Annotated in this window: 22 protein-coding genes and 1 rRNA gene; 16 read left to right on the top strand and 7 right to left on the bottom strand. The window is 33.9% G+C overall.

Going from position 1 to position 24,330, the window contains the following annotated elements:
- The first annotated feature begins 71 nt into the window (after window positions 1-71).
- The 5 genes from ABD940_RS13340 to ABD940_RS13320 all read left to right on the top strand — a co-directional run bounded on the left by ABD940_RS13340 (window position 72) and on the right by ABD940_RS13320 (window position 4,542).
- Window positions 72-680 (top strand): LemA family protein, encoded by a 609-nt coding sequence (locus ABD940_RS13340; RefSeq protein ID WP_345204792.1) that lies wholly within the window; start codon window positions 72-74, stop codon window positions 678-680.
- Window positions 680-1,111, top strand: coding sequence for a TPM domain-containing protein (locus ABD940_RS13335; protein ID WP_345204790.1), 432 nt, complete (start codon window positions 680-682; stop codon window positions 1,109-1,111). Before ABD940_RS13340 ends, ABD940_RS13335 begins: the two co-directional genes overlap by 1 nt.
- Window positions 1,092-1,913, top strand: coding sequence for a TPM domain-containing protein (locus ABD940_RS13330; RefSeq protein WP_345204787.1), 822 nt, complete (start codon window positions 1,092-1,094; stop codon window positions 1,911-1,913). The genes ABD940_RS13335 and ABD940_RS13330 overlap by 20 nt, the downstream gene beginning before the upstream one ends.
- A gap of 220 nt (window positions 1,914-2,133) precedes the next feature.
- Window positions 2,134-2,655, top strand: a complete 522-nt coding sequence (locus ABD940_RS13325; protein WP_345204784.1) for an NAD(P)H-dependent oxidoreductase — start codon at window positions 2,134-2,136, stop codon at window positions 2,653-2,655.
- A 3-nt stretch (window positions 2,656-2,658) separates the two neighbouring features.
- Window positions 2,659-4,542, top strand: a complete 1,884-nt coding sequence (locus ABD940_RS13320) for a monovalent cation:proton antiporter-2 (CPA2) family protein (protein WP_345204781.1) — start codon at window positions 2,659-2,661, stop codon at window positions 4,540-4,542.
- Between the two features lies 1 nt (window position 4,543).
- Here ABD940_RS13320 and ABD940_RS13315 read toward each other — a convergent pair whose 3' ends face one another.
- Window positions 4,544-5,362, bottom strand: coding sequence for a head GIN domain-containing protein (locus tag ABD940_RS13315; RefSeq protein ID WP_345204778.1), 819 nt, complete (start codon window positions 5,360-5,362; stop codon window positions 4,544-4,546).
- Window positions 5,363-5,420: 58 nt separating this feature from the next.
- Here ABD940_RS13315 and ABD940_RS13310 point away from each other — a divergent pair, with 58 nt between their 5' ends.
- The gene (locus ABD940_RS13310) at window positions 5,421-7,559 is read left to right on the top strand and encodes a M3 family metallopeptidase (RefSeq protein ID WP_345204775.1); all 2,139 of its coding nucleotides are present in this window, start codon (window positions 5,421-5,423) and stop codon (window positions 7,557-7,559) included.
- A 306-nt stretch (window positions 7,560-7,865) separates the two neighbouring features.
- Window positions 7,866-8,243 carry a YchJ family protein gene (locus ABD940_RS13305; RefSeq protein ID WP_345204773.1) on the top strand — a complete coding sequence of 126 codons (378 nt, stop codon included), beginning with the start codon at window positions 7,866-7,868 and terminating at the stop codon, window positions 8,241-8,243.
- A 197-nt stretch (window positions 8,244-8,440) separates the two neighbouring features.
- Here the strand turns inward: ABD940_RS13305 and ABD940_RS13300 are convergent, their stop codons facing one another.
- Both ABD940_RS13300 and ABD940_RS13295 read right to left on the bottom strand, forming a co-directional pair.
- The gene (locus ABD940_RS13300) at window positions 8,441-8,941 is read right to left on the bottom strand and encodes an FKBP-type peptidyl-prolyl cis-trans isomerase (protein ID WP_345204770.1); all 501 of its coding nucleotides are present in this window, start codon (window positions 8,939-8,941) and stop codon (window positions 8,441-8,443) included.
- A 102-nt stretch (window positions 8,942-9,043) separates the two neighbouring features.
- The gene (locus ABD940_RS13295) at window positions 9,044-9,292 is read right to left on the bottom strand and encodes a VF530 family protein (RefSeq protein WP_345204767.1); all 249 of its coding nucleotides are present in this window, start codon (window positions 9,290-9,292) and stop codon (window positions 9,044-9,046) included.
- Window positions 9,293-9,477: 185 nt separating this feature from the next.
- On the opposite strand from ABD940_RS13295, the gene ABD940_RS13290 reads away from it, so the two are divergent.
- The 9 genes from ABD940_RS13290 to ABD940_RS13250 all read left to right on the top strand — a co-directional run bounded on the left by ABD940_RS13290 (window position 9,478) and on the right by ABD940_RS13250 (window position 19,269).
- A complete protein-coding gene (locus ABD940_RS13290) occupies window positions 9,478-9,630 on the top strand; it encodes a hypothetical protein (RefSeq protein WP_345204765.1) in 153 nt (50 codons plus the stop codon).
- Complete coding sequence (locus ABD940_RS13285; RefSeq protein WP_345204762.1) at window positions 9,627-10,832, top strand: metallophosphoesterase family protein; 1,206 nt, start codon at window positions 9,627-9,629, stop codon at window positions 10,830-10,832. Before ABD940_RS13290 ends, ABD940_RS13285 begins: the two co-directional genes overlap by 4 nt.
- A 3-nt stretch (window positions 10,833-10,835) precedes the next feature.
- On the top strand, window positions 10,836-13,865 hold the full coding sequence (locus ABD940_RS13280; RefSeq protein WP_345204760.1) for an AAA family ATPase: 3,030 nt from the start codon (window positions 10,836-10,838) through the stop codon (window positions 13,863-13,865).
- Between the two features lie 51 nt (window positions 13,866-13,916).
- On the top strand, window positions 13,917-15,005 hold the full coding sequence (locus tag ABD940_RS13275) for a sensor histidine kinase (protein ID WP_345204758.1): 1,089 nt from the start codon (window positions 13,917-13,919) through the stop codon (window positions 15,003-15,005).
- A 6-nt stretch (window positions 15,006-15,011) separates the two neighbouring features.
- Window positions 15,012-15,686, top strand: coding sequence for a LytR/AlgR family response regulator transcription factor (locus ABD940_RS13270; RefSeq protein WP_345204754.1), 675 nt, complete (start codon window positions 15,012-15,014; stop codon window positions 15,684-15,686).
- Window positions 15,687-16,086: 400 nt separating this feature from the next.
- Entirely contained in the window at window positions 16,087-16,836 is a 750-nt protein-coding gene (locus tag ABD940_RS13265; protein WP_345204752.1) for a dioxygenase family protein, read from the top strand.
- A 131-nt stretch (window positions 16,837-16,967) separates the two neighbouring features.
- Entirely contained in the window at window positions 16,968-17,609 is a 642-nt protein-coding gene (locus tag ABD940_RS13260) for a pirin family protein (protein WP_345204749.1), read from the top strand.
- 18 nt (window positions 17,610-17,627) lie between these two features.
- Complete coding sequence (locus ABD940_RS13255; RefSeq protein WP_345204747.1) at window positions 17,628-18,662, top strand: T9SS type A sorting domain-containing protein; 1,035 nt, start codon at window positions 17,628-17,630, stop codon at window positions 18,660-18,662.
- A gap of 109 nt (window positions 18,663-18,771) precedes the next feature.
- Entirely contained in the window at window positions 18,772-19,269 is a 498-nt protein-coding gene (locus ABD940_RS13250; RefSeq protein WP_345204743.1) for a hypothetical protein, read from the top strand.
- A gap of 164 nt (window positions 19,270-19,433) precedes the next feature.
- Here ABD940_RS13250 and ABD940_RS13245 read toward each other — a convergent pair whose 3' ends face one another.
- The 4 genes from ABD940_RS13245 to rrf all read right to left on the bottom strand — a co-directional run bounded on the left by ABD940_RS13245 (window position 19,434) and on the right by rrf (window position 24,284).
- Window positions 19,434-20,459 (bottom strand): LLM class flavin-dependent oxidoreductase, encoded by a 1,026-nt coding sequence (locus ABD940_RS13245; RefSeq protein ID WP_345204740.1) that lies wholly within the window; start codon window positions 20,457-20,459, stop codon window positions 19,434-19,436.
- A gap of 77 nt (window positions 20,460-20,536) precedes the next feature.
- Window positions 20,537-21,613 (bottom strand): acyltransferase family protein, encoded by a 1,077-nt coding sequence (locus ABD940_RS13240; RefSeq protein ID WP_345204737.1) that lies wholly within the window; start codon window positions 21,611-21,613, stop codon window positions 20,537-20,539.
- Window positions 21,614-21,836: 223 nt separating this feature from the next.
- Window positions 21,837-23,978: a S9 family peptidase gene (locus ABD940_RS13235; protein WP_345204733.1), complete on the bottom strand. Its 2,142-nt coding sequence runs from the start codon at window positions 23,976-23,978 to the stop codon at window positions 21,837-21,839.
- A gap of 197 nt (window positions 23,979-24,175) precedes the next feature.
- A 5S ribosomal RNA gene (gene rrf / locus ABD940_RS13230) occupies window positions 24,176-24,284 on the bottom strand.
- Window positions 24,285-24,330: the final 46 nt, after the last annotated feature.

Here is a 24,330-nt window from a genome sequence, read left to right as displayed (position 1 = left end):
TAAATTTTTACAAAATTAGCACATAATTTGTATATTTGGTTAGCACAAAAAATATTAAAAAAATTCAAACTATGAAAAATAAAGGTTGTCTGAGCGCAATAATTATCGGTTTAGTTCTCATTGCTATTGTCTTTTTCATGTTCTTATGGGGCAAAAGTGGTTATAATAATTTTGTAACGAAGGAACAAAACGCCAATACAAAGTGGTCTAATATAGAAACTGTGTATCAGAAAAGAGCCAATCTTATCCCAAATCTGGAAAGAACCGTAAAATCTTATTCTAAATTTGAGCAGGAAACATTGACAAAAGTAGTAGAAGCTCGTTCAAAAGCAACTTCTATCAACATCGATCCTACCAATATGACAGAACAGGATCTAGCAAAATTCCAAGCTGCACAAGGCGAATTATCAGGAGCATTAAGCAGATTGATGGCAGTTGTGGAATCTTATCCGAATTTAAAAGCAGATCAGCAATACATTAATTTCCAGAGAGAATATACTGCGATTGAAAACAGCATCAGAACAGAAACTGTTTATTATAACGCAGCAGCTCAGGATTACAACACGTCGATCAAAACTTTCCCGAATAATATTTTGGCGAATTTTACAAACTTTAAGGAAAAACCTTATTTCAAAGCAGCAGCAGGAGCTGAAAAAGCACCTGAAGTATTCTCAGAATAATGGCAAGCAATTTCCTAACAAACCAACAGATAGCTTCCCTCGTGGAAGCTATTCAATCGGCAGAGGAACATTCTACCGGCGAAATTCGTGTACACATTGATTCGAATACTGATGAAGATAATGCTAAAATTGCCTTTAAAGTTTTCGAAGAATTATGTTTAAACAAAACAGCCGAAAGAAATGCTGTACTTTTTCATGTGAATTTTGAACAAAAATATCTTACCATTATCGGCGATTCAGGGATTCATGAAAAAGTAAACCAGTCATATTGGGATCATCTTCATGATTACATTACTTCAGAATTTGCAAAAGGAAATTTCTACCAAGCTTTAAAAAGCGGAATTCTGGAAACGGGTCTTGAATTAAAAAAATATTTTCCTGTAACAGGAGAAAACCACAACGAACTTCCTAATGAAATTACGTTCTCTTAAAATAGTTTTTTCATTTTTATTAATATGCTTTTACAGTTTTGTATCAGCACAATACACTATTCCTGAAAAGCCTTCAGTTTTATATCCTGTTTTTGACGAAGCAAATATTCTGAGTCAGCAAGAGAAGGATAACCTTAACAAAAAGCTGATTGCCTTTGCAGATTCTACCTCAACGGAAATTGAAGTGGTCATAATTCCATCAACAAAAGGAGAAGATGTAAATTTTCTAGCCACAATGTTCGGCGAAAAATGGGGAATAGGAAAAAAAAATGTTGATAACGGTATTGTTTTTTTAATAGCAACCGAAGATCACACGATGTCGATCCAGCAAGGAAGAGCAGTTGAACAATATTTAACAGCTTCTGTTGCAGGGCAGATTTTAGATTATATCGTAACCCCGCATTTTAAGCAGGGAGAATGGTATGAAGGAATCAACCGTGGAACTTCTGCATTAATGGAAGCCGTCCAAGGAAAGTTCAAACCTTTAAATAATCAGGAAAGTAGCGGTGACGGAAGTATTTTTAAAATAATTCTGATTGCTTTTGTAATCTTTATCATTCTGATCATACTTTTTGGAAACCGAGGTGGAGGAAAAGGCGGAGGCGGAAATTATGATGACGATGACGTTATCCTTTCGAGAAGAGGTCGGAGAAATTATCCAGGTGGATTTTTCCCTTTTCCAGGAAGCTTCGGAGGAGGCGGATTTGGTGGAGGAAGTTCAGGAGGAAGCAGCGGCGGCGGATTTGGAGGCTTCGGTGGTGGCGGAAGTTTCGGAGGAGGTGGTGCTTCTGGTGGATGGTAAAATTATATCAGTCAAAAAAATATAAATCGGTCATTATTGATCGATTTTTTCATTTAGCTTAAATATTTACAACGTCTTTTTAATAAAAGAAAATTTTAGTATCAATTCTTTAACTTATATAAGCATAAAGCTTAGTTTTTAATATTAAAAAATCACTAAATCATCCTAAAACCTATTTTTAATTCAAACTTTTTTCATTATATTTACTGAAAACAGGTTTATGAAGAAGACGTTGGTAGTTTTTGCGCATCCTTATTTAGAGCACTCAAACTCGAATGCAGAGCTCATTAATTTCTATGTTCGTCACCAGCATTTTACGCTTCGGGATCTTTACGAAGAATATCCTGATTTTCATATTGCCGCCTTTAGGGAAAGAAAAAGAATTAAAAATTACGATCGCTTTATCTTTCAGCTTCCATTGATTTGGTTTGGAATGCCGCCACTTCTAAAACTTTGGATCGATGAAGTTTTCGACCGCGATTGGCTGAAAGAAGATCATTACAATCCTCTGCAGGGAAAAGAAGTTCATATCCTCGTTACAACAGGCGGAAAAGAGAGATCTTTTACCAAAGAAGGAACATATAAATATACCGTCGAAGAATTGATCAGCGGACTCATTGTTTCTTTGAATGTTTTTAAAGCAAATGTTAAAAATGTCAAAGTCGTTTACGAAGCCAATAAGCTTTCTAAAAAAGAAATCATTTTGCATAAAAAAGAATTCGTAGAACTTCTTAATCAATAAGATATGGAAACCAGCTTAGCAATGAACACACTTATTTTCTTAGGCGTTGCCATTATTATGGTTCCGCTGGCTAGAAAATTTGGGTTGAGTTCCGTGATAGGATATATTGCAGGCGGAATTATTATTGGTCCTTATGTTTTACGACTAACGGGAAAGGATGTCAACGACATTATGCACGCTAGTGAATTTGGTGTGATCATGCTATTATTTTTGGTCGGATTAGAATTGGAACCCAGAAAATTCTGGGAAATGCGGAAGAAAATTGTAGGATTGGGGTTAACTCAAATGTTACTAACCATATCTTTACTTTTCCTTGTTTTCATTTGCTCAGGCTGGAAAATCGACAAAGCAATCGCCATTGCAATGTGCTTTGCTTTATCATCCACAGCAATTGTTTTACAGACTTTGCAGGAAAAAAATAACTTAAAAACCTTAGCTGGAGAAGCATCATTTTCTACTCTTTTGTTCCAGGATATTGCAGTGATTCCTATTTTGGCAATTTTGCCGCTTATTGCCAATTTTAAAGCTAAACATCATGACAACGAAATTCAGGTTTTAATCCAAACTCTTCCAGAATGGATGCAGTTTGCGACGGTAATTTTGGGAGTCGTTGTTTTGATTTTATTAGGAAGATATGTTTTTGTTCCTTTTTTAAGGTATGTTTCCACATCAGGAATGACCGAGCTTTTAACTGCCTCTTCCCTATTTTTAGTAATCGGAGTTTCTGAATTAATGGTTGCAATCGGATTATCTCCTGCTTTAGGAGCTTTCCTTGCAGGTGTAATGTTAGCAAACAGTGAGTTCCGTCATGAACTGGAAGCGCAAATCGATCCGTTTAAAGGACTTTTACTCGCCGTATTTTTTGTAAGTGTAGGTTCAACCATGAATTTTAATGTCATCCAAAAAGATCCAACCTTTATTTTCACGACAGTTTTTGCAGTTTTAGCGATAAAATTTATTGTACTCTATATTATCGGGAAAATTTTCAAAATTGATACTCCACAAAGTTTATTTTATGCTTTTGCTTTGTCGCAAGTTGGAGAATTTGCTTTTGTATTGATTAATTATGCTTCAAGTCTTTATCTTTTAAATCCTGAATTGAATGCTCAAATGATGGCTGTCACAGCAATCACGATGTGCATCACTCCTTTTCTTTTAATTATTAATGATAAACTGATTATTCCAAAATTTATTAAAGAAGTTCCGGAAGAGCAAAGTGATTTTAATATTTTAGATAAAGATGTTTCGCAAAAGAAAATTATCATCGTTGGATTCGGGCATTTCGGAAGCACGGTTGGTCGTCTTTTAAAAGCTAATAAAATTTCGGCAACAGTTCTCGACAGAGATTCTGACCGTGTGAAATTATTAAGAAGTTACGGTTTTAAAGTTTATTACGGAGATGCCACAAAAATCCCAACTTTGAGGGCTGCAGGAATTGAAGATGCAAAAATTCTGGTTCTTTGTCTTGATGATCCCGATGATAATAAATTTGTAGCAGATGTTGTTCGTGAACATTACCCTGAAGTTAAGATTTTTGTAAGATCTAAAAACAGGATTGATGCTTATAATTATCTAAATAATGGAATTAATAATATTTATCGTGAAACATTGGGAACTGCAGTTGATATGGCAGTCGATGTTCTCCATGAAACCGGAATGCGAAAATATGCAGCAAGACGAATGGGACAACGATTTATGGCGATTGATAAAGCGTCCATCAGAAAATTAGCTAAATCTGATGACGATGATGAGGTGCATCTTTTCACCACAAAAGAAATCCTCCAACGAGAGGAGGAATTACTTGCTTATGATAATCTAAATTTTGATAATCAACAATGGGAAGATTCCTCGACGGATGACAATGACGACGAGGAAATCGAAAAGTAATTTATTGAATAGTTACGCTTCCTCCACTGCTTTCTTCTTTAGTCACGTTGGTTACGTTTCCTTTTTTATAAACACTCACACTTCCGCCGGAAGATGCTTCTGCCTTGATTGATGAACTTGCACTGATGTCAACACTTGCACCGCTCGATGCTTCTGCGCTCACATTTTCAGCTATAAGGTTTTTCGCAGAAAGGCTGCTTCCTGAAGAAGAACTCACATCCGCTTTTTTTGCTTTCCCTGAAACATCAATACTTGCTGCTGAAGATGCATCAACACTAAGGTCTACAGCCCAGATTTTCCCGCTGAAACTACCGCTGCTGTTAGATGAAATATCGAAATCGTTTGCTTCAAGATCTCCGGAAACAGAACCCGAACTTGAAACTTCAACCTCCATTTTATCCTGAACAAATTTATCTTTAACCGTAATTTTCGCCGCAGAATTGGCATTTAATTTTGAGAAATCTTTAGTATAAATCTTTGCAGAAACATTATGGGTATTCATTACTCTGATTCCTGGTTTGTAATGGATATGAAGTTCACCGCCGCTGTTATCGACCAAAACCTCATCAATAATATTTTCAGGAGCGGAAATCACTACTTTTTCCACATCAGACTTTATAATTTCGGCGTCAATTGCCTGAGAAACTTCAATTTCATCAAAATCACCAGTTACTGTTCTCTCTTTTACAGGTCCGTTGTCTTTTGTAACAACTTTTTCTACCCAGCTGCTTTTCCCGTTTTCGTGGTTTTGTCGGTCGTGTTTCTCACACGAAGTTAGTAATACAAAGGCGGATAGAATAAAAATAGATTGTGATTTCATGCTTATTAATTTTATAATTTAAGTTTTAATATCTTTATACTTTATTAACAACTAATTTATGAAAAATATTACATCGGTATTATTAATTTCTGCATTAGCATTTAACTACTCTTGTACTACAATGAAAAAAGCCGATAATCAACAGGAACTTTTTATTCCTTCCACATTAACATCAAACCCTTTCGTGAAGAAAAGCAAGCTTCAGTATGAAGCTCCTGAGTTTGATAAAATTAAGAACGAACATTTTAAACCTGCTTTTGATTTCGGGCTCAAACAACATGATTCCCAAATCTTAGGCATCGCCGATAATCCTGATGCTCCGACTTTCGAAAACACGATTGTTGCTTTGGAAAAAAGTGGTGAAATTTTAAAAAGAGCCATGATTGTATTTTCAAACTTAACAAGTGCGAATACAAACCCGACTTTGCAGGCTTTAGATGAAGAGTATGCACCAATTTTTGCAGCACATTCTGATAAAATGTATCTTAATGAAAATCTTTATAAAAGAATTAAGGCTATTTCTGAAAACGGTTTAGATTCTGAAAGTAAAAGATTACTACAATATTATAAACAAAACTTTGAAATTGCAGGAGCGAATCTTTCTTCCGCAGATAAAGAAAAATTAAAGCAAATCAATCAGGAACTGGCTTCACTTTCCACTCAATATTCCAACAAATTATTGGAAGCGAGAAAGCAGGGCGGAGTTTATTTCTCCGATGCTAAAGAACTGGATGGACTTTCTGCTGATGAAATTGCTGCGGCTGCAACAGATGCCAAAAATGCAGGAAAACCTGGTCAGTATTTATTGGCTTTACAAAATACAACACAACAACCTCTTTTGCAAAACCTTAAAAACAGAGCAACAAGAGAGAAGTTATTCAAAGCATCTTGGTTGAGAGCTGAGAAAAATGATGGCAATGACACTAGAGAAACAATTGAAAAGTTAGCTAAACTTAGGCTTAAAAAAGCTCAGATCTTAGGTAAAAAAAGTTACGCAGACTGGAAATTGCAGGATCAAATGGCAAAAACTCCGGAAGCTGCTACAAAATTGATGAATCAAATTGCAACTCCTGCAGTAGAAACGGCAAGACGTGAAGCAAAAGATATTCAGGATCTGATCGATCAGCAAAACGGCGGTTTCAAAGTTGAACCTTGGGACTGGAATTTTTACGCTGAACAGGTGAGAAAAGCAAAATTTGATCTTGATGAAAGTGAAATTAAACCTTATTTTGAAATCACAACCGTTTTGGAAAAAGGAGTTTTCTTCGCTGCTGAAAAATTCTACGGATTGACTTTCAAAAAAAGAACAGATCTTCCGGTTTATCATCCAGATGTTGTTACTTACGAAGTTTTCGATCATGACGGAAAATCTATCGCGATTTATTACTTAGATTTTTACACAAGAGATTCTAAAAATGGTGGTGCATGGATGAGTAATTTTGTTGAGCAGTCTTATTTATTAGGAACAAAACCTGTGATTGTAAACTGCTACAATTATCAAAAACCTGCTCCGGGAAAACCTTCATTAATCAGTTATGATGATGTATCAACGATTTTCCACGAATTTGGTCATTCGATCCACGGAATGTTTGCAAGTCAGAAATATCCTTCGCTTTCAGGAACAAATGTACCAAGAGATTTTGTTGAATTCCCTTCACAAATTAATGAACACTGGGCTTTAGATCCTGTTGTTCTGAAAAATTATGCTCTTCATTATGAGACAAAACAGCCGATTCCACAAACTTTAGTTGATAAAATTAAAAAAGCGGCAACATTCAATCAAGGATATATGACCACTGAATTGGTTTCCGCAGCTGAACTGGATATGGATTGGCACACAGTAACCAATGAAAGTCAATTAATTCCTGTTTTAGATTTTGAAAAAGAATCTTTAGCGAAACACGGATTTACGTTAGCAACTGTTCCTCCAAGATATCACACTCCTTATTTTGCACACATTTGGGGCGGTGGTTATTCTGCAGGATATTATGCTTATTTATGGTCTGAAACTTTAGACAACGATGCTTGGGAATGGATTTCAAAGAACGGTGGTTTGACAAGAGAAAACGGAGATCGTTTCAGAAAATATATCCTTTCTGTAGGAAATTCTGTTGATCTGAATCAGGCATTCAGAGATTTTACAGGACATGATCCAGATATTAAGCCTTTATTGAGAAACAGAGGTTTTATTAAATAATTTTTAAAAGCATTCATTTTTTGGATGCTTTTTTGTTTTTAAATGGTGGATATTTTTTATTTCCCACAGATTGCACAGATTTTCACAGATGTTTGTATTATATTTTATTGTAATTAAAAAGATTATTCGTAATCATCTGTGAAAATCTGTGCAATCTATGGGAGAAATATTAATTTATAAGTTTTGGCTAAAGCCAATTTGAATTCATTTATTGTTTAAACGGGCTAAAGCCCGTTCCTATTGATACAGGATTCAGGTTACTTGTAAAAAATATTCGTGTAAATTTGTGTTTTAAAAAATCAAAAAATGAATTGTCCATGCTGCTCAGGAAAAATCTACGAAGAATGCTGTAAACCTTATCATACCGGAGAAAAAAATGCTCCAACTGCAGAAGCTTTGATGCGATCAAGATTTTCTGCATTTGCCATTCCGAATGGAAAATATCTAATGGAAACAACATCTCCAGGCAAAAGACAATTTCATAATACAAAAGATTTACAAGAATGGGGCGAGATCAATGAGTGTACAAAATTGGAAATTGTGGATAAACCTTCTATCAGTAAAGTTGAATTTAAAGCTTTTTATACTGACGAAGACGGGCGGAAACACGTTCATCATGAATTATCGACTTTCAAAATGATCCAAAACCGTTGGTTTTATGTGAGTGGGGAATTTTTAGAATAATTTAAATTTCATCTCACTTTTGTGCAGTTGTCATTTTAAGCGAAACGAAGTGAAGTCGAAAAATCTCAAATATTTGATTTCAAAAGATTCTTCACTTCATATTGCTTCGCAAAATTCCATTCAGAATGACAAAAAAAATTAAAATAAAATATCTGTAAAAAAAATGTCCGACAAAAAATCGGACATTTATATTATTTTTAGTGAGCTTCGTTTCCGTCAACTCCGTGAGCGTGACCATGTGATAACTCTTCTTCTGTCGCAGGACGAGTATTTAAAATCTCAACCTGGAAATCTAAAACTTTTCCAGCCATTGGATGATTAAGATCTGCCACAACAGCTTCCGGTGTTACTTCTACTACAAATGCCTGAAAATTATTTCCCTGATTGTCAGATAAAGGCAAAATTGCTCCAACTGGAGGAATTCCAGATTCGTTGAACATATCAATCGGCAATTGTGCGATAGCATCTTCTTGCTTTTCTCCGTAAGCTTCTTCCGGCTGAATTACAAAAGCAGCTTTATCACCAGCTTTCAAACCAAGGATATTTTGCTCAAACTTTGGGATCATCATTCCCATTCCGTATAAAAATGTAAGCGGATTTTCTTCTGTTGTTTCTTCTACAAGAATCTTGCTTCCATCCTCTTCTATTGTATGAAGTATGTACTTTACAGCTACAACATGATTGTTTTCAATTGTCATATTTTTTTCTTTTTTTTCGTGATTTCACGATTAACGGCACAAATATAATGCTTTTGAAATCATTGACCGATGAAACACATATAAAGAAGAATATCAAACATACTATTTTCCTTTTGATTCCTCTCGCTTTTTCTGCCTTAAAACATATAAATACAAACTCTCCACTTTCGTTCTTGCCCAGTCTGTTTTTCTTAAAAATTTCAATGAAGAATTAATACTCGGATTGTCTGTAAAACATTTGATATTAATCTGTTCACCCAATTTTTCAAAACCATTATAATATTCTACCAACTCTTCCAGAATGGCATCAAGTCTTTTTCCGTGAAGCGGATCTTTAGATTGTTGTTCCATAATTTTGTAAAGTTATTAATTTCATTTTGAAGCCTGTCAGATTTTACAATCCATAATGTCCTAAAATTAAAATATTTTATCCCACTTCTCCACTAAAATTGCTTTAGCTCTTAATCTTTAGTATTTTTGATAAAGATATATTTTCACACCAAATTACCTTTAGAAATTACTCGTAAAAAATAAATATGAGCAAAAATAACGAAGCCAACAGAAAAAAAAATAAAAAACTAATCGATCAGAAAAAACGTAAAATACAAAATGCAGAAGCAGAAAGAAAAGCACGTTTAAAACAAATTCGAGAAGATTTTAAAGCAAGAGAAGCCAATAATACATTATGAAAATCCTGCATACCGCCGATTGGCACTTAGGAAAACGTCTTGATAGATTTTCCCGTCTTGAAGAACAGGTTTTGATAATGGATGAAATTATTCAGATTGCTGATGCCCAAAATGTGGATCTTATTATCATTGCCGGAGATCTTTTTGATAATTTCAATCCAAGTGTAGAAGCCGTAGAATTGTTCTACAAAACATTAAAACATTTATCATTAAACGGGAAACGTCCTGTAATTGCTATTGCCGGAAATCACGATTCTCCTAATCTCATCAACGCTCCGGATCCTTTGGCTCGCGAATGCGGAATTATTCTCATCGGTCATCCAAAGGCAAAAATTATTCCTTTTGAAACCGAATATTTCAGTATTTCAAATTCTGAAGAAGGTTTTATTGAATTAAAATTTAAAAATTCTGAGATTCCGGTTCGTATTTTACATACACCTTATGCCAATGAAATTCGCCTAAAAGAATATTTTGGTGAAAATAAAGAAGAAGAAATCAATAAAGTCTTGGCAGAGAACTGGAAAAATCTTGCCGATCAGTTCTGTGACGAAAACGGCATCAATATTCTGACTGCCCATTTATACATGAATAAAAAAGGAGCAGAAATTCTAGAAGAGCCGGAAGGAGAAAAACCTATTAAAATCGGGAATGCGGATCTTATTTTTTCAGATATTATTCCAGATCAGATTCAATATACGGCTTTGGGACATCTGCATGCTTTCCAAAATATCGGAAGTGCAGAAAAACCTGTGATTTATTCATCTTCGCCTCTTTGCTACAGTTTCAGTGAAGCCGGACAGAAAAAATATATTTCTATCATTGACGCGGAACCCAGAAAAAATGTTTCTTTTGAAAAAATCCACTTACAAAACGGAAAAAGTCTGGCAAGAAAAACATTTGATTCTGTGGAAAAAGCCGTTAATTGGTTAAGTGAAAATCCAAATACTTTTGTCGAACTGACCTTAGAAAGTGAAACATTTTTGACTGCCGATGAACGAAAACTTCTCTATCAATCTCACAACGGTATCGTTTATTTAATTCCAAAAATTAAAAATCAGGATTTTAACGAAAATTCTGTTCATGAGATCAATTTAAACCAAAATATAGAATCTCTATTTCAGGATTATTTTAAATCAAAAAACGGCGGACAAAAAGCCAATGAAGACCTGATGAATTTGTTTAACGAAATTTTAAATGCTTAAGCTATGATCCCTGTTCAGCTAACAATCGAAGGACTTTATTCTTATCAGCAACGCCAGATTATTAATTTTAAAAACCTTACAGATGCCGGATTATTTGGAATATTCGGTTCCGTCGGTTCCGGAAAATCATCTGTTCTTGAAGCCATTTCTTTTGCACTTTATGGCGAAACGGAACGTTTAAATATGCGCGACAAAAGAGCGTACAATATGATGAATCTAAAATCGAACTCTTCTTATATTGAGTTTGATTTCTTAAATTTTGAAAATAAACTTTTTCGTGCTGCAAGAGATTTTAAACGTAATTCTAAAAAATTTGATGATGTAAAACCGAGCTCCGTCACGTTTTATGAAAATGTTGATAACAAATGGATTCCTTTGGAACATTCTAATGCTGAGCAGATTATTGGTCTTAGTTACTCGAATTTTAAAAGAACAATCATCATTCCGCAAGGTCAGTTTAAAGAATTTCTGGAATTGGGAGCTACGGAAAGAACCAATATGATGAAGGAAATTTTCGGACTTCAGCGTTATGATCTTCAAAATAATGTTTCTTCTCTCAACATAAAAAACAGATCCGAATTGGATCAACTGGACGGACAATTGAAAGGTTTTGAGGAAATTAACGAAGAAACAATTTCGCTAAACAAAGAAAATTTAAATTCCGAACAACAAAAGCTTCAGGAAGCTAAAGAAAATTTTCAAAAAATTAATGAAAGTTATCAACAACTTAAAAGTTTGAAAACTGATTTTGAAAATCTACAACAAAAAAAAGAAAGTTTCAAGACATTATCAAATCAAAAAGCTGAAATTGATATTTTAGAAGCTGAAACGGATCTGTATGATCGTATTTCGAGAATTTTCAATCCGCTAATTTCTGAAAAAGAAAAATTGTCCAAAGAGATTTCAGGAAAACAATCTGAAACGGAAAAACAAACTAAAATTGTTCAGGAAACAGAATTACAGTTTAATACAATAAAAGAACATATTGCGAATCTTCAGCCAAAATTTGAAGCTCTGGAACAATCTAAAATACAGGAAAATGATTTAAACCTTATTTTGCAGATCCTGAAATATTCGGATGAGATTAAAAATCTTAAAGAAAGAACGCAAAAAGGCTCAAAAGAAGTCACCGAAGTTGAAGGAAAAAGGAAAAATATTCAGCAGAATATTGATCAGCTTTCTAAAGAAACCGAAGAATTAAAAACAAAAAAACTTGATTCTACTCTACTTTTAAATGTTGGAAACTGGTATATTCAACAGAAAAATTTCAGAAAATCGCAAGAAGATCAAACTGAAAAAATCAGAAAACAAGAATCACAGATTCAGCAAATTTCAGAAGAATTAAAAGCTTTTCCTGAAAACTTTAAAGAAGATTTTAAAACCAAGAAAGAAACTTTAGAAGCTCAAAAGAAAGAATTTTCACAAAAACTTGATCATTTAAAAATCCAGCAGGAACTTTCAAAATTTTCCAGTGAACTTCATAACGGTGAAGCCTGTCCGCTTTGTGGATCTTCTGAACATCCGAATATTGTAGAATTTCATGACGTGAATACAGAATTGCAGGAAATTCAGGAGAAAATTCAATCTGTAGATCAGGAATTAATCAATCTTCAAAAACAGGAAAATGAAACTGATAAAATTCTGGAGAGAAAAAATATTTTTGAAAATCAACTGAAAATTGAACAGGAAACCATTTTAGAAATTCAAAATAATATTCAGAACCACTTAGATAGTTTTGTCTGGACTGAATTTAATCCTGAAAATGAAACCGAATTTGAACAAAAACGTTTACAATCATTAGAAACGGAAAAGCAGATTGAGCATATTAATCAAAACATTTCCAAACAGAGAGAAGCAGCAGCAAAAGAACTGGAAAATCTGGAAAAATATCAAAAGGCGCTAGAAATTTTTAAAATTCAGGAAGCAAAAAAAGAAGAACAAATCAACACGAATCGTTCTAATTTAAAGATATTAGACTGGGAGAATTATCATCAAAAATTATCTGAAGAGGTTGAAAATATTTATGAAAAACTAGCAAAATCCAATATTGAAACAGAGAAAAATTATCAGGAATTAATTCAAAAAGAAAAAGAAATTTCACCAAAACTGGCAGAACAAAAAACAATTCTGAGCCAATTGGAAAAACAGATCTCAGAATTAAAATCAGAAATTTCTTCTAATCTTGAATCCATTGAAAAGTCGTTATCAGAAAATAATTTTACCGATTTCAGCCAGATTGAAAATATTTTAGAAAAGAAAATCAATGTCGAAGAATTAAGAAACAAAATTCAAAAATTTAAAATAGATTTTGAAATCCTAAAGAACGGAATCTCCGAATTAGAAATAAAATTAAAAGATTTTTCCTTCGACGACGAACTTTTTTCTATAAAAGAAAAAGAATTCACCGAAGCTGAAAATGTATTAAAGCAAATCAACAATTTCGTAGTAAAACTTACTACAGAAATCGAAAGGTTAGAAAAAGAATACCGTAAAAAAGAAGATTTACTAAAAGAACAATCAAAACTTCACAAACGTGCCGAAAATCTGAAAGTAATGACAAATTTGTTCAAAGGAGCCGGTTTTGTACAGTATGTTTCGTCTATTTATCTTCGTCAGTTATGCGATCATGCCAATATCAGGTTCCACAGAATGACCCGAAATCAACTTAGTCTTCAGCTCAATGAAAATAATGATTTTGAGATTATCGACTACCTCAACGAAGGCAGAAGCCGAAGCGTAAAAACATTATCCGGTGGACAAGCTTTTCAGGTTTCTTTAAGTCTGGCTCTTGCTTTGGCGGAAAGTGTTCAGGCAAATGCGCAGTCAAACAAAAATTTCTTTTTTATTGATGAAGGCTTTGGAACTCAGGATATAGAATCTGTAAATATTGTATTTGAAACACTGAATGCTCTTCAAAAAGAAAACAGAATTGTAGGAATTATCTCGCATGTGGAAGAATTGAAAGAAAAAATTCCTGTGGCATTGGAAATTGTGAAAGATGAAGACCGCGGAAGTTTGATCAAAATTATTTAATCTATTATTTTAAAGAGTTTTTATTTACATTTGAATAAAAAATAGTCATTTGTGAAAAGATTTTTGCCGCATATCATCCTGATTCCTCTATTATTGACAATCCCGATTGTTTCTTCCCCGGATTTCGACGGGACTTTATCGGTTTTCAGGGTATCGCCATTTCAGAGGGAATTTATTCGGTTTGTATTGGTTATCATTTTTTTCTATGTCAACCTAAATATTTTCCTTCCGAAACTTTATGGCAAGAAGAAATATCTGCCTTTTACGATCTGTATTTTGATAAGTTTCGGAATCATGGTTTTTCTGCCTTATTATTTGGCTTCAGAAAATATTTTCTCGGGGCAACCTTCGCAAATGCAAATGGGACCGCCTGAAATGCATGCTCCAAATGGCAATTTTCCACCGCCAATGGAAGGAAAACATCTACGCCCAAATTTCGGTCCGAGAAATGACGGATCATATCATCAAATGATTTTTTCGTCTGTTTTGCCATTTTTGTTTTCTTTTTTGTCATCGTTGTTTATCTTTAGAAATAATGAGAAGAAAGAACTGGAACGATCAAAAGCCAAAGCAGAATTATTAAATTTAAAATATCAGCTTCAGCCTCATTTTTTATTTAACATTTTAAACTCAATTTACTCTTTGGCATTATTAAAATCCGATGATGCTCCGAATGGAATTTTGAAATTGTCGAACGTCATGCGTTACGTAGTTCAGGAAAGCAGCAAAGACTTCGTTGAATTGGACAAAGAAATTGAATATTTAAAAGATTATGTCGCGCTTCAATTGGTAAGAACCGATAACAGTTTAGATTTTTCATATACGGAAATAGGCGAAACGAAGGGTTTACAGATTGCACCGTTTATTTTGGTTAATTTTATTGAAAATGCTTTCAAATATGGTTTTAATGCGGAAAAAAATTCAAAAATAGCTGTAAAAGTTATTGTTCAGGAAAATGTTTTGAATTTCAGTGTTTCCAATAATATTGTAAATGAAAGCATTACAGACGAAATTAGCCTGAAAATCGGTTTAAAAAATACAATTGAACATCTGAATCAGGTTTACGAAGAAAAACACACATTGACAATCACTAATGACGGAAAAACGTACAATGTCGATTTAAGAATTAATCTAATTTAAAAAAATATGATAAAAGCCATTGCTTTGGACGACGAAATTCTCGCACTTAAAATCATTGAGAATTATGCCGGAAAAATTGAAAATCTTTCCCTCGAAAAAATTTTCAATACGCAAAGTGATGCCCAAAAATATCTCAACAAATTTCCCGTCGACCTCATCTTTCTGGATATTGAAATGCCTTCTAAAAACGGTCTGGATTTTTACAAAAGTATTTCCCAAAACACGAAAGTTATTTTCACTACCGCTTATTCCGAATATGCAGTTGACGCATTCAGTATCAATGCTGTAGATTATTTATTAAAACCTTTTTCCTTTGAAAGATTCAAAGCTGCGGTAGAAAAAGTAAAGATTAATAATGAAAATGATGACGTAAAATATCTTTCCATCCGTGCAGATTACAAGCTTCACAAGATCAATTTTAATGATATTCTTCTCATTGAAGGTCTAGATGATTATATTCAGATTCATCTTACGGATAACTCAAAAATCACAGCCCGTTCTTCCATGAAAAATATTATGGAAAAGCTGTCTGAAAAGGATTTCACAAGGGTTCATCGTTCTTACATTGTTCCTGTGAATAATATCAAAACCATTGTCAACCGCAATATTCACATCGGGGATTTTATCATTCCCATCGGGGAAACTTACAAAGATATTGTGATGAAAATTGTGACTAAATAATTTTTTTCAGGAGCTATTTCCTGCTTTCTGTTACAATCTTTTTTTTCAAAAAAGGATTTCCACTGCAATCAGGGCTAGGAAATACTATGTAAATACAATGACTCCTAAATACCACCAATCAGTTATTTTATAAACCACCCCGTCAAAAATTTCTTTGAAATTTTCGCCACCCCTCCTTTGGAAGGGAATTCTTCCGTTTTTATACTTTAGATATTCAGAAAAAGATCTTAATATTTCTTAAAAAAGAATCATTTACCGACACATTTTAATCGTTTACCTCATAAATTTCATCAGCTTTTTTTTTCAAAATACATTTGATATAGAAAATTTGAAGAACGAAAGAAAATGAAGAATTTATACTACAGTCATTTAAATAATTAAACCTTAAAAACCCTGTGTTATGAAAACAATAGATAGAAAGGGCTTTTTGAAAACCCTTGGTTTAGCCGGAGTTACAGCTGTTGCCGCTCCGCTTTTAATCCATTGCGGAAGTGACGATGATGTTATAAATTCATCTTCCAGTTCTTCAGGATCAAGCTCAGGTTCCGGATCATCTGCAACAGGATGTTCGGTAACAAATTCTGAAACTGAAGGTCCGTTCCCGACAAAATCACCATCAACATTGGTTCAGACCAATATTGTAAGTGACAGAACAGGAGTTCCTTTTACAATCGCAATTACAGTGCAGAATGTGAATGCAAGTTGTGCAAATTTACAAGGCGCAATTGTTGACATTTGGCATTGCGATAAAGAAGGAAATTATTCCGAATACGGCGGAACGAGTATGCAATCGACCAATTATACTTCCGTACATTTTTTAAGAGGAAGACAAACAACAGATGCCAATGGAAAAGTGAATTTCACTTCAATTTTCCCGGGTTGGTACAGCGGAAGAGCAACTCATATTCATGTTCATATTTATAATACTGCAGGACAGTCGCTTTTGGTAACACAGATTGCTTTTCCCGAAGGAACAGACAGTGCGGTGGTACAAGTAGGCGCAAGTACAGGCTACAAAGGTATGAGCGGATATACATACAATGCGAATGATAACGTGTTCAGTGATGGAACCTTCAACGAAATGTCCAGTATTTCGGGAAGCGTAAGCGGAGGTTTCGCTCTGACCCATACGATAAAAGTTTCGGCTTAAGCAAAACAAAAGAGAGGTTGTTTAATATTAGTTTATTAGTTTTCCACAAAACGCACAGATTTACACGGTTGTGAAGTGATTAAAAAATGTGTTTATCTGTGCAGTGTGGAATTTTTTAAAATCGGGAAATCATGTTAGTTCAAAACCCATCAAGAATATTTAAAGCTGATCTTTCAGTTTGGAAGAAGGAAAATTCCTGTATTTTGAATGAAATGGTCATCGAAGAAGATTGCAGACTCAGAAGAACAATTGAAGTTGTTTTTGACAGAAACGGCAGCTTTGAGTTGAAATATCAGTCGAATTCTTCCATTCTTATAATTGTTCTTTATGGAGAAATTTTGATCAATGATTTTGAAAAGCCTATTTCAGCGGAACAGATTTTTACATTAAAATCAAGTGACAATAATTTTTTAACTATTAAAAACAATCTCCCGAATGAAAAAGCCGATATCTTAATTTTTGAATTAAAAAGTAAAACAGAAGGAGATTTTTTCACGGTTGAAGATTTGAATTTGGATCAAAAAAATACTTTAATACAAATTTCAGAAAACCTGAAACTGCCCAATTTCATCGGACTTTACGATGGAAGACGAGAAGAGGAATATTCTTTATATAAAAAAGGAAAATCCATTTTCGGAATGGTGATCAACGGTGCTTTTGAGTTTCAGAACAGATTAATGGAAGTACGAGATGCGATCATTATCTCTAAGCTTGAAACATTGGAATTTGAAGCTTTAAGCGAAAATGCGCTCATTATTTTCTTTGAGATTTAATAGAAAAAATTAGAAAATATGGATAGAAAAAACTTTTTAAGAAATTCTCTTGGGCTTGCAGGAATTGCAGTTGCAGCACCCACTCTTCTACGATCGGAAATCTTTTCGGAAGAAATTACTGTAAATAATATCGCGAAAAGTCTTTTGACCTGTACAGTGACCAATTCGGAAACAGAAGGTCCTTTTCCGACGCATACTCCTTCAAGTTTAGTTCAAAGCAATATTATCGCTGACAGAACCGGAGTTGCATTTACGATGAATATTTATATCAAAAATACCAATGGAAACTGTGCAGCTTATCAAGGTGTTTTGGTAGATGTTTGGCATTGCGATAAGGATGGAAATTACTCTGAATACGGAGGAACAACAATGCAGACTGTCAATTATACCAATTATCATTTTCTTCGCGGACGACAGACTACCGATGCCAATGGTTTGGTAAGTTTTACGAGTATTTTTCCCGGTTGGTATCAAAGCAGAGCTACGCATATTCATGTTCATATTTATAAACCGGACGGTACTTCTCTTTTGGTAACGCAGATTGCATTTCCTGAAGGTACAACAAGTGCAGTTTATAATGTAAATGTAAACGGAACTTCTTATGGTTATACAAAAGGAATGACAGGCTACACTTATAACGCTAGTGATAATGTTTTCTCAGACGGAACAAGTACAGAAATGAGTACAGTGACAGGTTCGCTTTCGGGCGGTTATACCTTAACACATACAATATATGTTGCAGGAGCAGTTCTTGGAACACAGGAAGTTGCAAACACCAAAAATTTTAAAGTGGAACAAAATTATCCAAATCCATTTCGGGAAGAGACCGTTTTTCCAATTACTTTAAATGAAAAATCTACCGTAAGTATCACACTTTATGATGCAAGCGGAAGAAAACTCTTAACAGTGATTGATAAACAAAAACTCTCAGCAGGAAAGCAGGAAATAAAGATGAGCAGAAATCAATTAAAATCAGGAATGTATGTAGCAAAAATTACTATTGACAATTCCAAAGGAACATTTAATGAAGACCTTAAGGTTTTGGTAAATTAATTAAGTATTAATGCTTTTTTAAGCGTTAGATATTTTTTCATATCAATTTTGTTTAGGATCAGGGCGGAATTAGGAAAAAACTGCCCTGTTTTATTAAAATTTAAAAATCATGAAAGCTAAAATAAAATTGGCGTTTCGAATTGTAATTGATCAGAATTCGACAATGGCATGGGATAAATATATCTTTGAAGATACTTATTTTGAATATAAAATCCAGCATCAGGTTTTTGATGATAAGCAAAATCCGGTGAAAAACTATTGGGAATTATTATTGAAGAATTCTCATGCAGACAGAATTCCGTTTTTGCTGAGTTCAGCGGTTGTGAATTATGTTTCGCAATTAAACGGAGAAATTAAAAGTCTTCCCGATGTTTTGGGAAACACATTTTTTCCGATTGAAAGCTTTAAGCTGGATCTCATCAGTTCGAATGTAGAAGATTCATCAAAACATAAAGTGGGATTAACATTTTACACTCCTGAATTATTATTAATTGATATTATTGACAATAAGTATCTTTTAAGCAAAAATAGTTCAGGTGATAATTTTGAAACATTTATGTTTGGTTTTCATCCGCAGGTTGCGATTGCATATTACAATGCAGCATGATCATATAATTTTTACATCCCTATTCTATTTTAAGTTATCCTTCAAGGGCTCGTTCATTTTTTCATATTGATTATTTTTTTCTTGTAAACCCGCCCATTGTGGCTTACTATAGATGATTTATTAAAGAGAAACCTCCACTGATAGTTTTCAGTGGAGGTTTTATTTTAAAGATCTTTAATAACCGGTTTTACTTCTTTTCCGAATAGCTCGATCGACTTCATCATAACATCATGAGAAGGATCTCCGACATCCATGTGGCCAACGAATCTTGTAATTCCGAAGATTTCCTTCATGTAAGCAATTTTGTCGGCAACTTCTTTCGGATTTCCGATGAATAAAGCTCCGTCTTTGCTTCTTCCACCTTCATATTGCTCTTTTGTATAAGGAGCCCAACCTCTTGAAGAACCAATTCTATCCATTTGAGATTTGTAGTTGTTGAAATATCCGTCAATCACTTCAGGATCATTACTTACGAAAGAGTGAGAATGGATGGCAATCTGCATTTTGGATTCATCATGACCTGCTTTTTTATATTCCTGCTTATAAAATTCAATTAAATTTCTAAACTGAATCGGCATTCCTCCGATAATTGCAACAACCAAAGGCATTCCCAATTCGGCTGCACTCAAAACAGATTGCGGAGTTCCTCCGACAGCTCTCCAGATCGATAACTTTCCGTCATTTTTTGCTCTTGGATAAACGGTCTGATTTTGCATTGGCGCACGAAGTTTTCCTTTCCACGTTACATTTTCTTCTGAATTGATTTTTAATAATAAATCTAATTTCTCGTCGAAAAGTTCTTCATAATCATTCAAAGAATATCCGTATAACGGAAAAGATTCAATAAAGCTTCCACGACCAACGAAAATCTCCGCACGTCCGTCAGAAATTAAATCTAAAGTTGCAAAATCTTCATATACTTTTACCGGTTCCGATGAACTTAAAACTGTTACACCACTCGCTAATTTTATATTTTTGGTAATACTTGCCGCTGCTGCTAAAACAATTTCAGGGGAAGAAACCGCATAATCCGGACGGTGATGTTCTCCCATTGCAAAAACATCAATTTCCACTTCATCCATGAATTTTACCTGCTCAAGAATTTCGCGGATTTTCACTCCCGCATCTCTATATTTTCCGGTTGTCTGGTCGAAAGCTAAATCGCCAAACATTCCTATTCCTAATTCCATATTGTTGATTTTATAGATACAAAATTAGGTTACTTAAAAATCAAATACATTGATGTTTGATAAGAAAGAAAGTAAGACTAAGCCTTAATTTTACTTTTAAGCTTTAAGAATTGCTTTTCGAAAAGGTGATAAGATAAATAAGCAAGAATAATAGTTACCACAAGCGATATAAAGATTCTAAGGTGGGGTTCGATATGATATTTATCGCCTATTTTTATCAATAACATTATCGGCATCATGTGAATGAGATACAATCCGTAAGTATATTTGCCTAGTTTTGCGAAGATACCGTTATCCGACAGCTTAAATACGTTTTTATTTCCCAGGGTGAGAAGTATTAACAAAGAAAATAAAATACCGAAGAAAATATGTCTGAAATTAAAGTATCCGAATACAAGAAATTCTATAGGCATAGTAATGAATAAGATTACGATTAAAAAATATACATATTTATAAATTGCCGGAATTTTATTAAGTTTTTCAATAATATTCTTTTTAAAAACGAAAACATATGCGGGAATTGCACCAAGAGCAAAGTAATCTAAATTAGAAAAGACATCCCAATCTCTAATTTCCAATATGCTATAAGTAATTCTAAATCCAAAAGAAATTATCAAACATATTATGATAAGTTTTGGAATATGCTTAACGGAAATAAAATACATCGTAATTCCCCAGATCACATAAAAATGTTCTTCTATACAAAGTGACCAAATTACCTGTATCGGAGAAACATTAGGATGCCCTCCTCTATACATTACTTCATAGTTTTCGAGAAAAGTAAGAGTAAGAAACCAATTCGGCTTAAAACCTTCATCAGAAGACGGCAAATGAAATAAATTGAGGAGAAATGGTGTGCAAAAGGCAAATAAAATCATGAAATAATATAGAGGCCAAATTCTTAGCATCCTTTTCTTAAAAAAATTCTTGAGGGAAATGTTTTGATTATTTAATTTGTCAACCAACAATATGTAAGTAATTAAGAAGCCACTCAAAACAAAGAAAAATGAAACGCCAATTGCCCCTCTTGAAAAATAATTTAAAAAACTACCTTCTGGAATGCCCGCATGAAATAGAAATACCAACAGAAAAGAAAAAAATCTTAATGAATCAAAGGTATGAAAATGGACTCTATTTATTTTTTCAATACTCATAATGAGAATTAACTTTAGGTTTTAAAAATTGCTTTTCAAAAGAAAAATCTGGAAATCTATTCAAGACAAATAAAAATCCCCATTCCTTAGAAATAGTTCAAAAAAGCTATCTTTTGGAACGGGGAAGTGGTCTTAAAGCCAATAAAAAGACGGAAATCTCAACAAATTATATGTGAAAGTAATACCGGCTGTTTTTACAAAGCTTATTTTATATTTTTAACAATTATTTCTTTAGATTCTGATTAAAATAATCTGTTACTTTCTGCATCAAATGCACTCTGTCTTTTCCGATAACATTATGTGGATGTCCCGGATAAACAAAATAATCCAATTGCACCCCGTTATCAACTGCCGATTTTATAAATTTGATCGAATGCTGCCAAACAACTACATCATCCTGCGCTCCGTGAATCATCAATAATCTTCCTTTCAGATTCTGAACTTTATCCAAAAGATTCGCTGTTGCATAACCTTGAGGATTTTCCTGTGGCGTATCCATATATCTTTCACCATACATGATTTCGTACATGCTCCAGTCAATTACAGGACCTCCTGCAACACCTACTTTGAAAACATCAGGCTTACGAAGCATAAAGCTTGTCGTCATAAAACCGCCAAAACTCCATCCGTGGATTCCCATTCTTTCCGAATCTACATAAGGAAGAGACTTTAAGTATTCAACTCCTTTCATCTGGTCATTCATTTCAGTTGTCCCCAAATTCCTGAAAACAGCCTGTTCGAATTTCATTCCACGATTCGCTGAACCTCTTCCATCCATTGTGAAAATGATGTATCCGTTTTGAGCCATATATTCATACCAAAGATTTCCAGATGCAGGGAAAGTGTTTGTAATTAATTGTAAATGTGGGCCATTATACAAATAAACAATGACAGGATATTTCTTACTTGCGTCAAAATTCGTTGGAAGAATCATTTTCCCGTACAAAATTGTTCCGTCATCCGCTTTCAAGTTTACATTTTTAATTTCAGGTCTCTGATAATTTTTTAATGTATTTTCCGCAGTAAGAAGATTATCTGTTTTTAGTGTATTTGTATTAATAATATTGGCAACTCTTGGTGTATCTGCATTGCTGTAAACATCGTACAAATAATTTCCGTCACTGCTCAAAACTCCTGTATGAACTCCATCTGCATTATCCATTCTCTGCATTTTGAAATTCGTCCAGTTGATTCTGTACAAATGTTTTTCTAAAGGAGTTTCTTTTGTAGAAGTGAAATAAATTTCTTTTTTCTTTTCATTAAAACCTAAAATCTCAGAAACCAGCCAATCGCCTTTTGTGATCTGAGCAACCAATCCTTTTTCTAAGCTATAATGAAATAAATGATTATATCCAGTTCTCTGACTCTGCCAAATAAAGTCCGTATTTGAATTCGGGAAGAACGTCAAAGGATGTTGAGGTTCAACATATTTACTGTCTGTCTCTTCGAATAATGTTTTTACTAAATTTCCTGTTGCAGCGTCATACTGATTCATTTTCAAATGATTCTGACCTCTGTTCAGAACGCCTACAAAAATATATTTTGAATCCGGACTCCAAGTTACAGCAGTTAAATATTGATCTTTTTCGCCTTCAATTTTCAGGAAAGTTGTTTGCTGAGTTTTAATATTGAAAATTCCCAAAATAACCTGATGCGAAGTTTGTCCAGCCATCGGATATTTGATGTTGTGGTTCACAGCCGGAGTTACAGACCAGTTGATCACCGGATAATCTGCAACCATTGTCTGATCCATTCTGTAGAATGCTACACTTTCAGAATTTGGAGCCGGGAAAATTCCTGTATCAATTCCGAATTCATTTCTGTGAACGTTTGCAGCACCGTTCAGAATGTTTTCATCTGAATCGTTTGTTACAGCGATTGTTTTTCCGTTTTTACTAATAAATAAATTATTCTTTACTGTAAATGCAAAGGTCTGGTTATCTCCAAAAACCTTTACGTTAGAAGCATTTTCATCAACAGCAACAGAGTTTTTCGTTTTCCAGTCACTTCCTGATTTTTCAACCCAAACCATTTTCCCATTTGAATTAAAATAACCGTTAGAATTGCTGACGAATTTAATTTGAGGAACAGCTTTGAATTTGTTGTCCGTCAGATTTTTATTCAACTGTGTTAAAGATACCAACGTATCCTGTTTATTAGTCTTTAAATCTGTAATTAAATAACCGCTTTTCACCGCATGAATATATGACTTCCCATCTGCAGACCATGAAAATTGTGAAATATTTTTAACGACTAAATTCGTTCTCATCCCGTTTACAGCCTCCGCCATTGTAAATTTCTGGGTCTGAGCAAATGCACTGCTCCCCAAAACTAGCATCAATAAAGATAATTTATATAATTTCATTGCATAAAATTGAATTCTCCAAAAGTAAGAAATAAAAATCATTCGTTAAGAAATGTTAAATTAAAACATTCGTAAAATTTATCGATTATACTTTAATATCTTTATTTATATTTAGCATCCTCGAAGTTCCTTTATTTGGAAGTAAGTATAAAACAAAAAAAGTCTCATACAAATACATGTATGAGACTTTAAATAAAAACTGGCGGCGACCTACTCTCCCGCTTGTCGCAGTACCATCGGCGCTGGTGGGCTTAACTTCTGTGTTCGGAATGGGAACAGGTGAGCCCCACCGCTAAAACCACCCTAAAGGTTGTATATAAGGTTCAGGTTGCAGATTATAGGTCTTAGGTAA

Origin of the sequence: Chryseobacterium ginsengisoli (assembly GCF_039542325.1) — a bacterium.
In the GTDB taxonomy this organism is placed as follows: domain Bacteria; phylum Bacteroidota; class Bacteroidia; order Flavobacteriales; family Weeksellaceae; genus Chryseobacterium; species Chryseobacterium ginsengisoli.
Note: the sequence above shows the minus strand (reverse complement) of the source record. Positions and strands in the feature narration are given on the sequence as shown.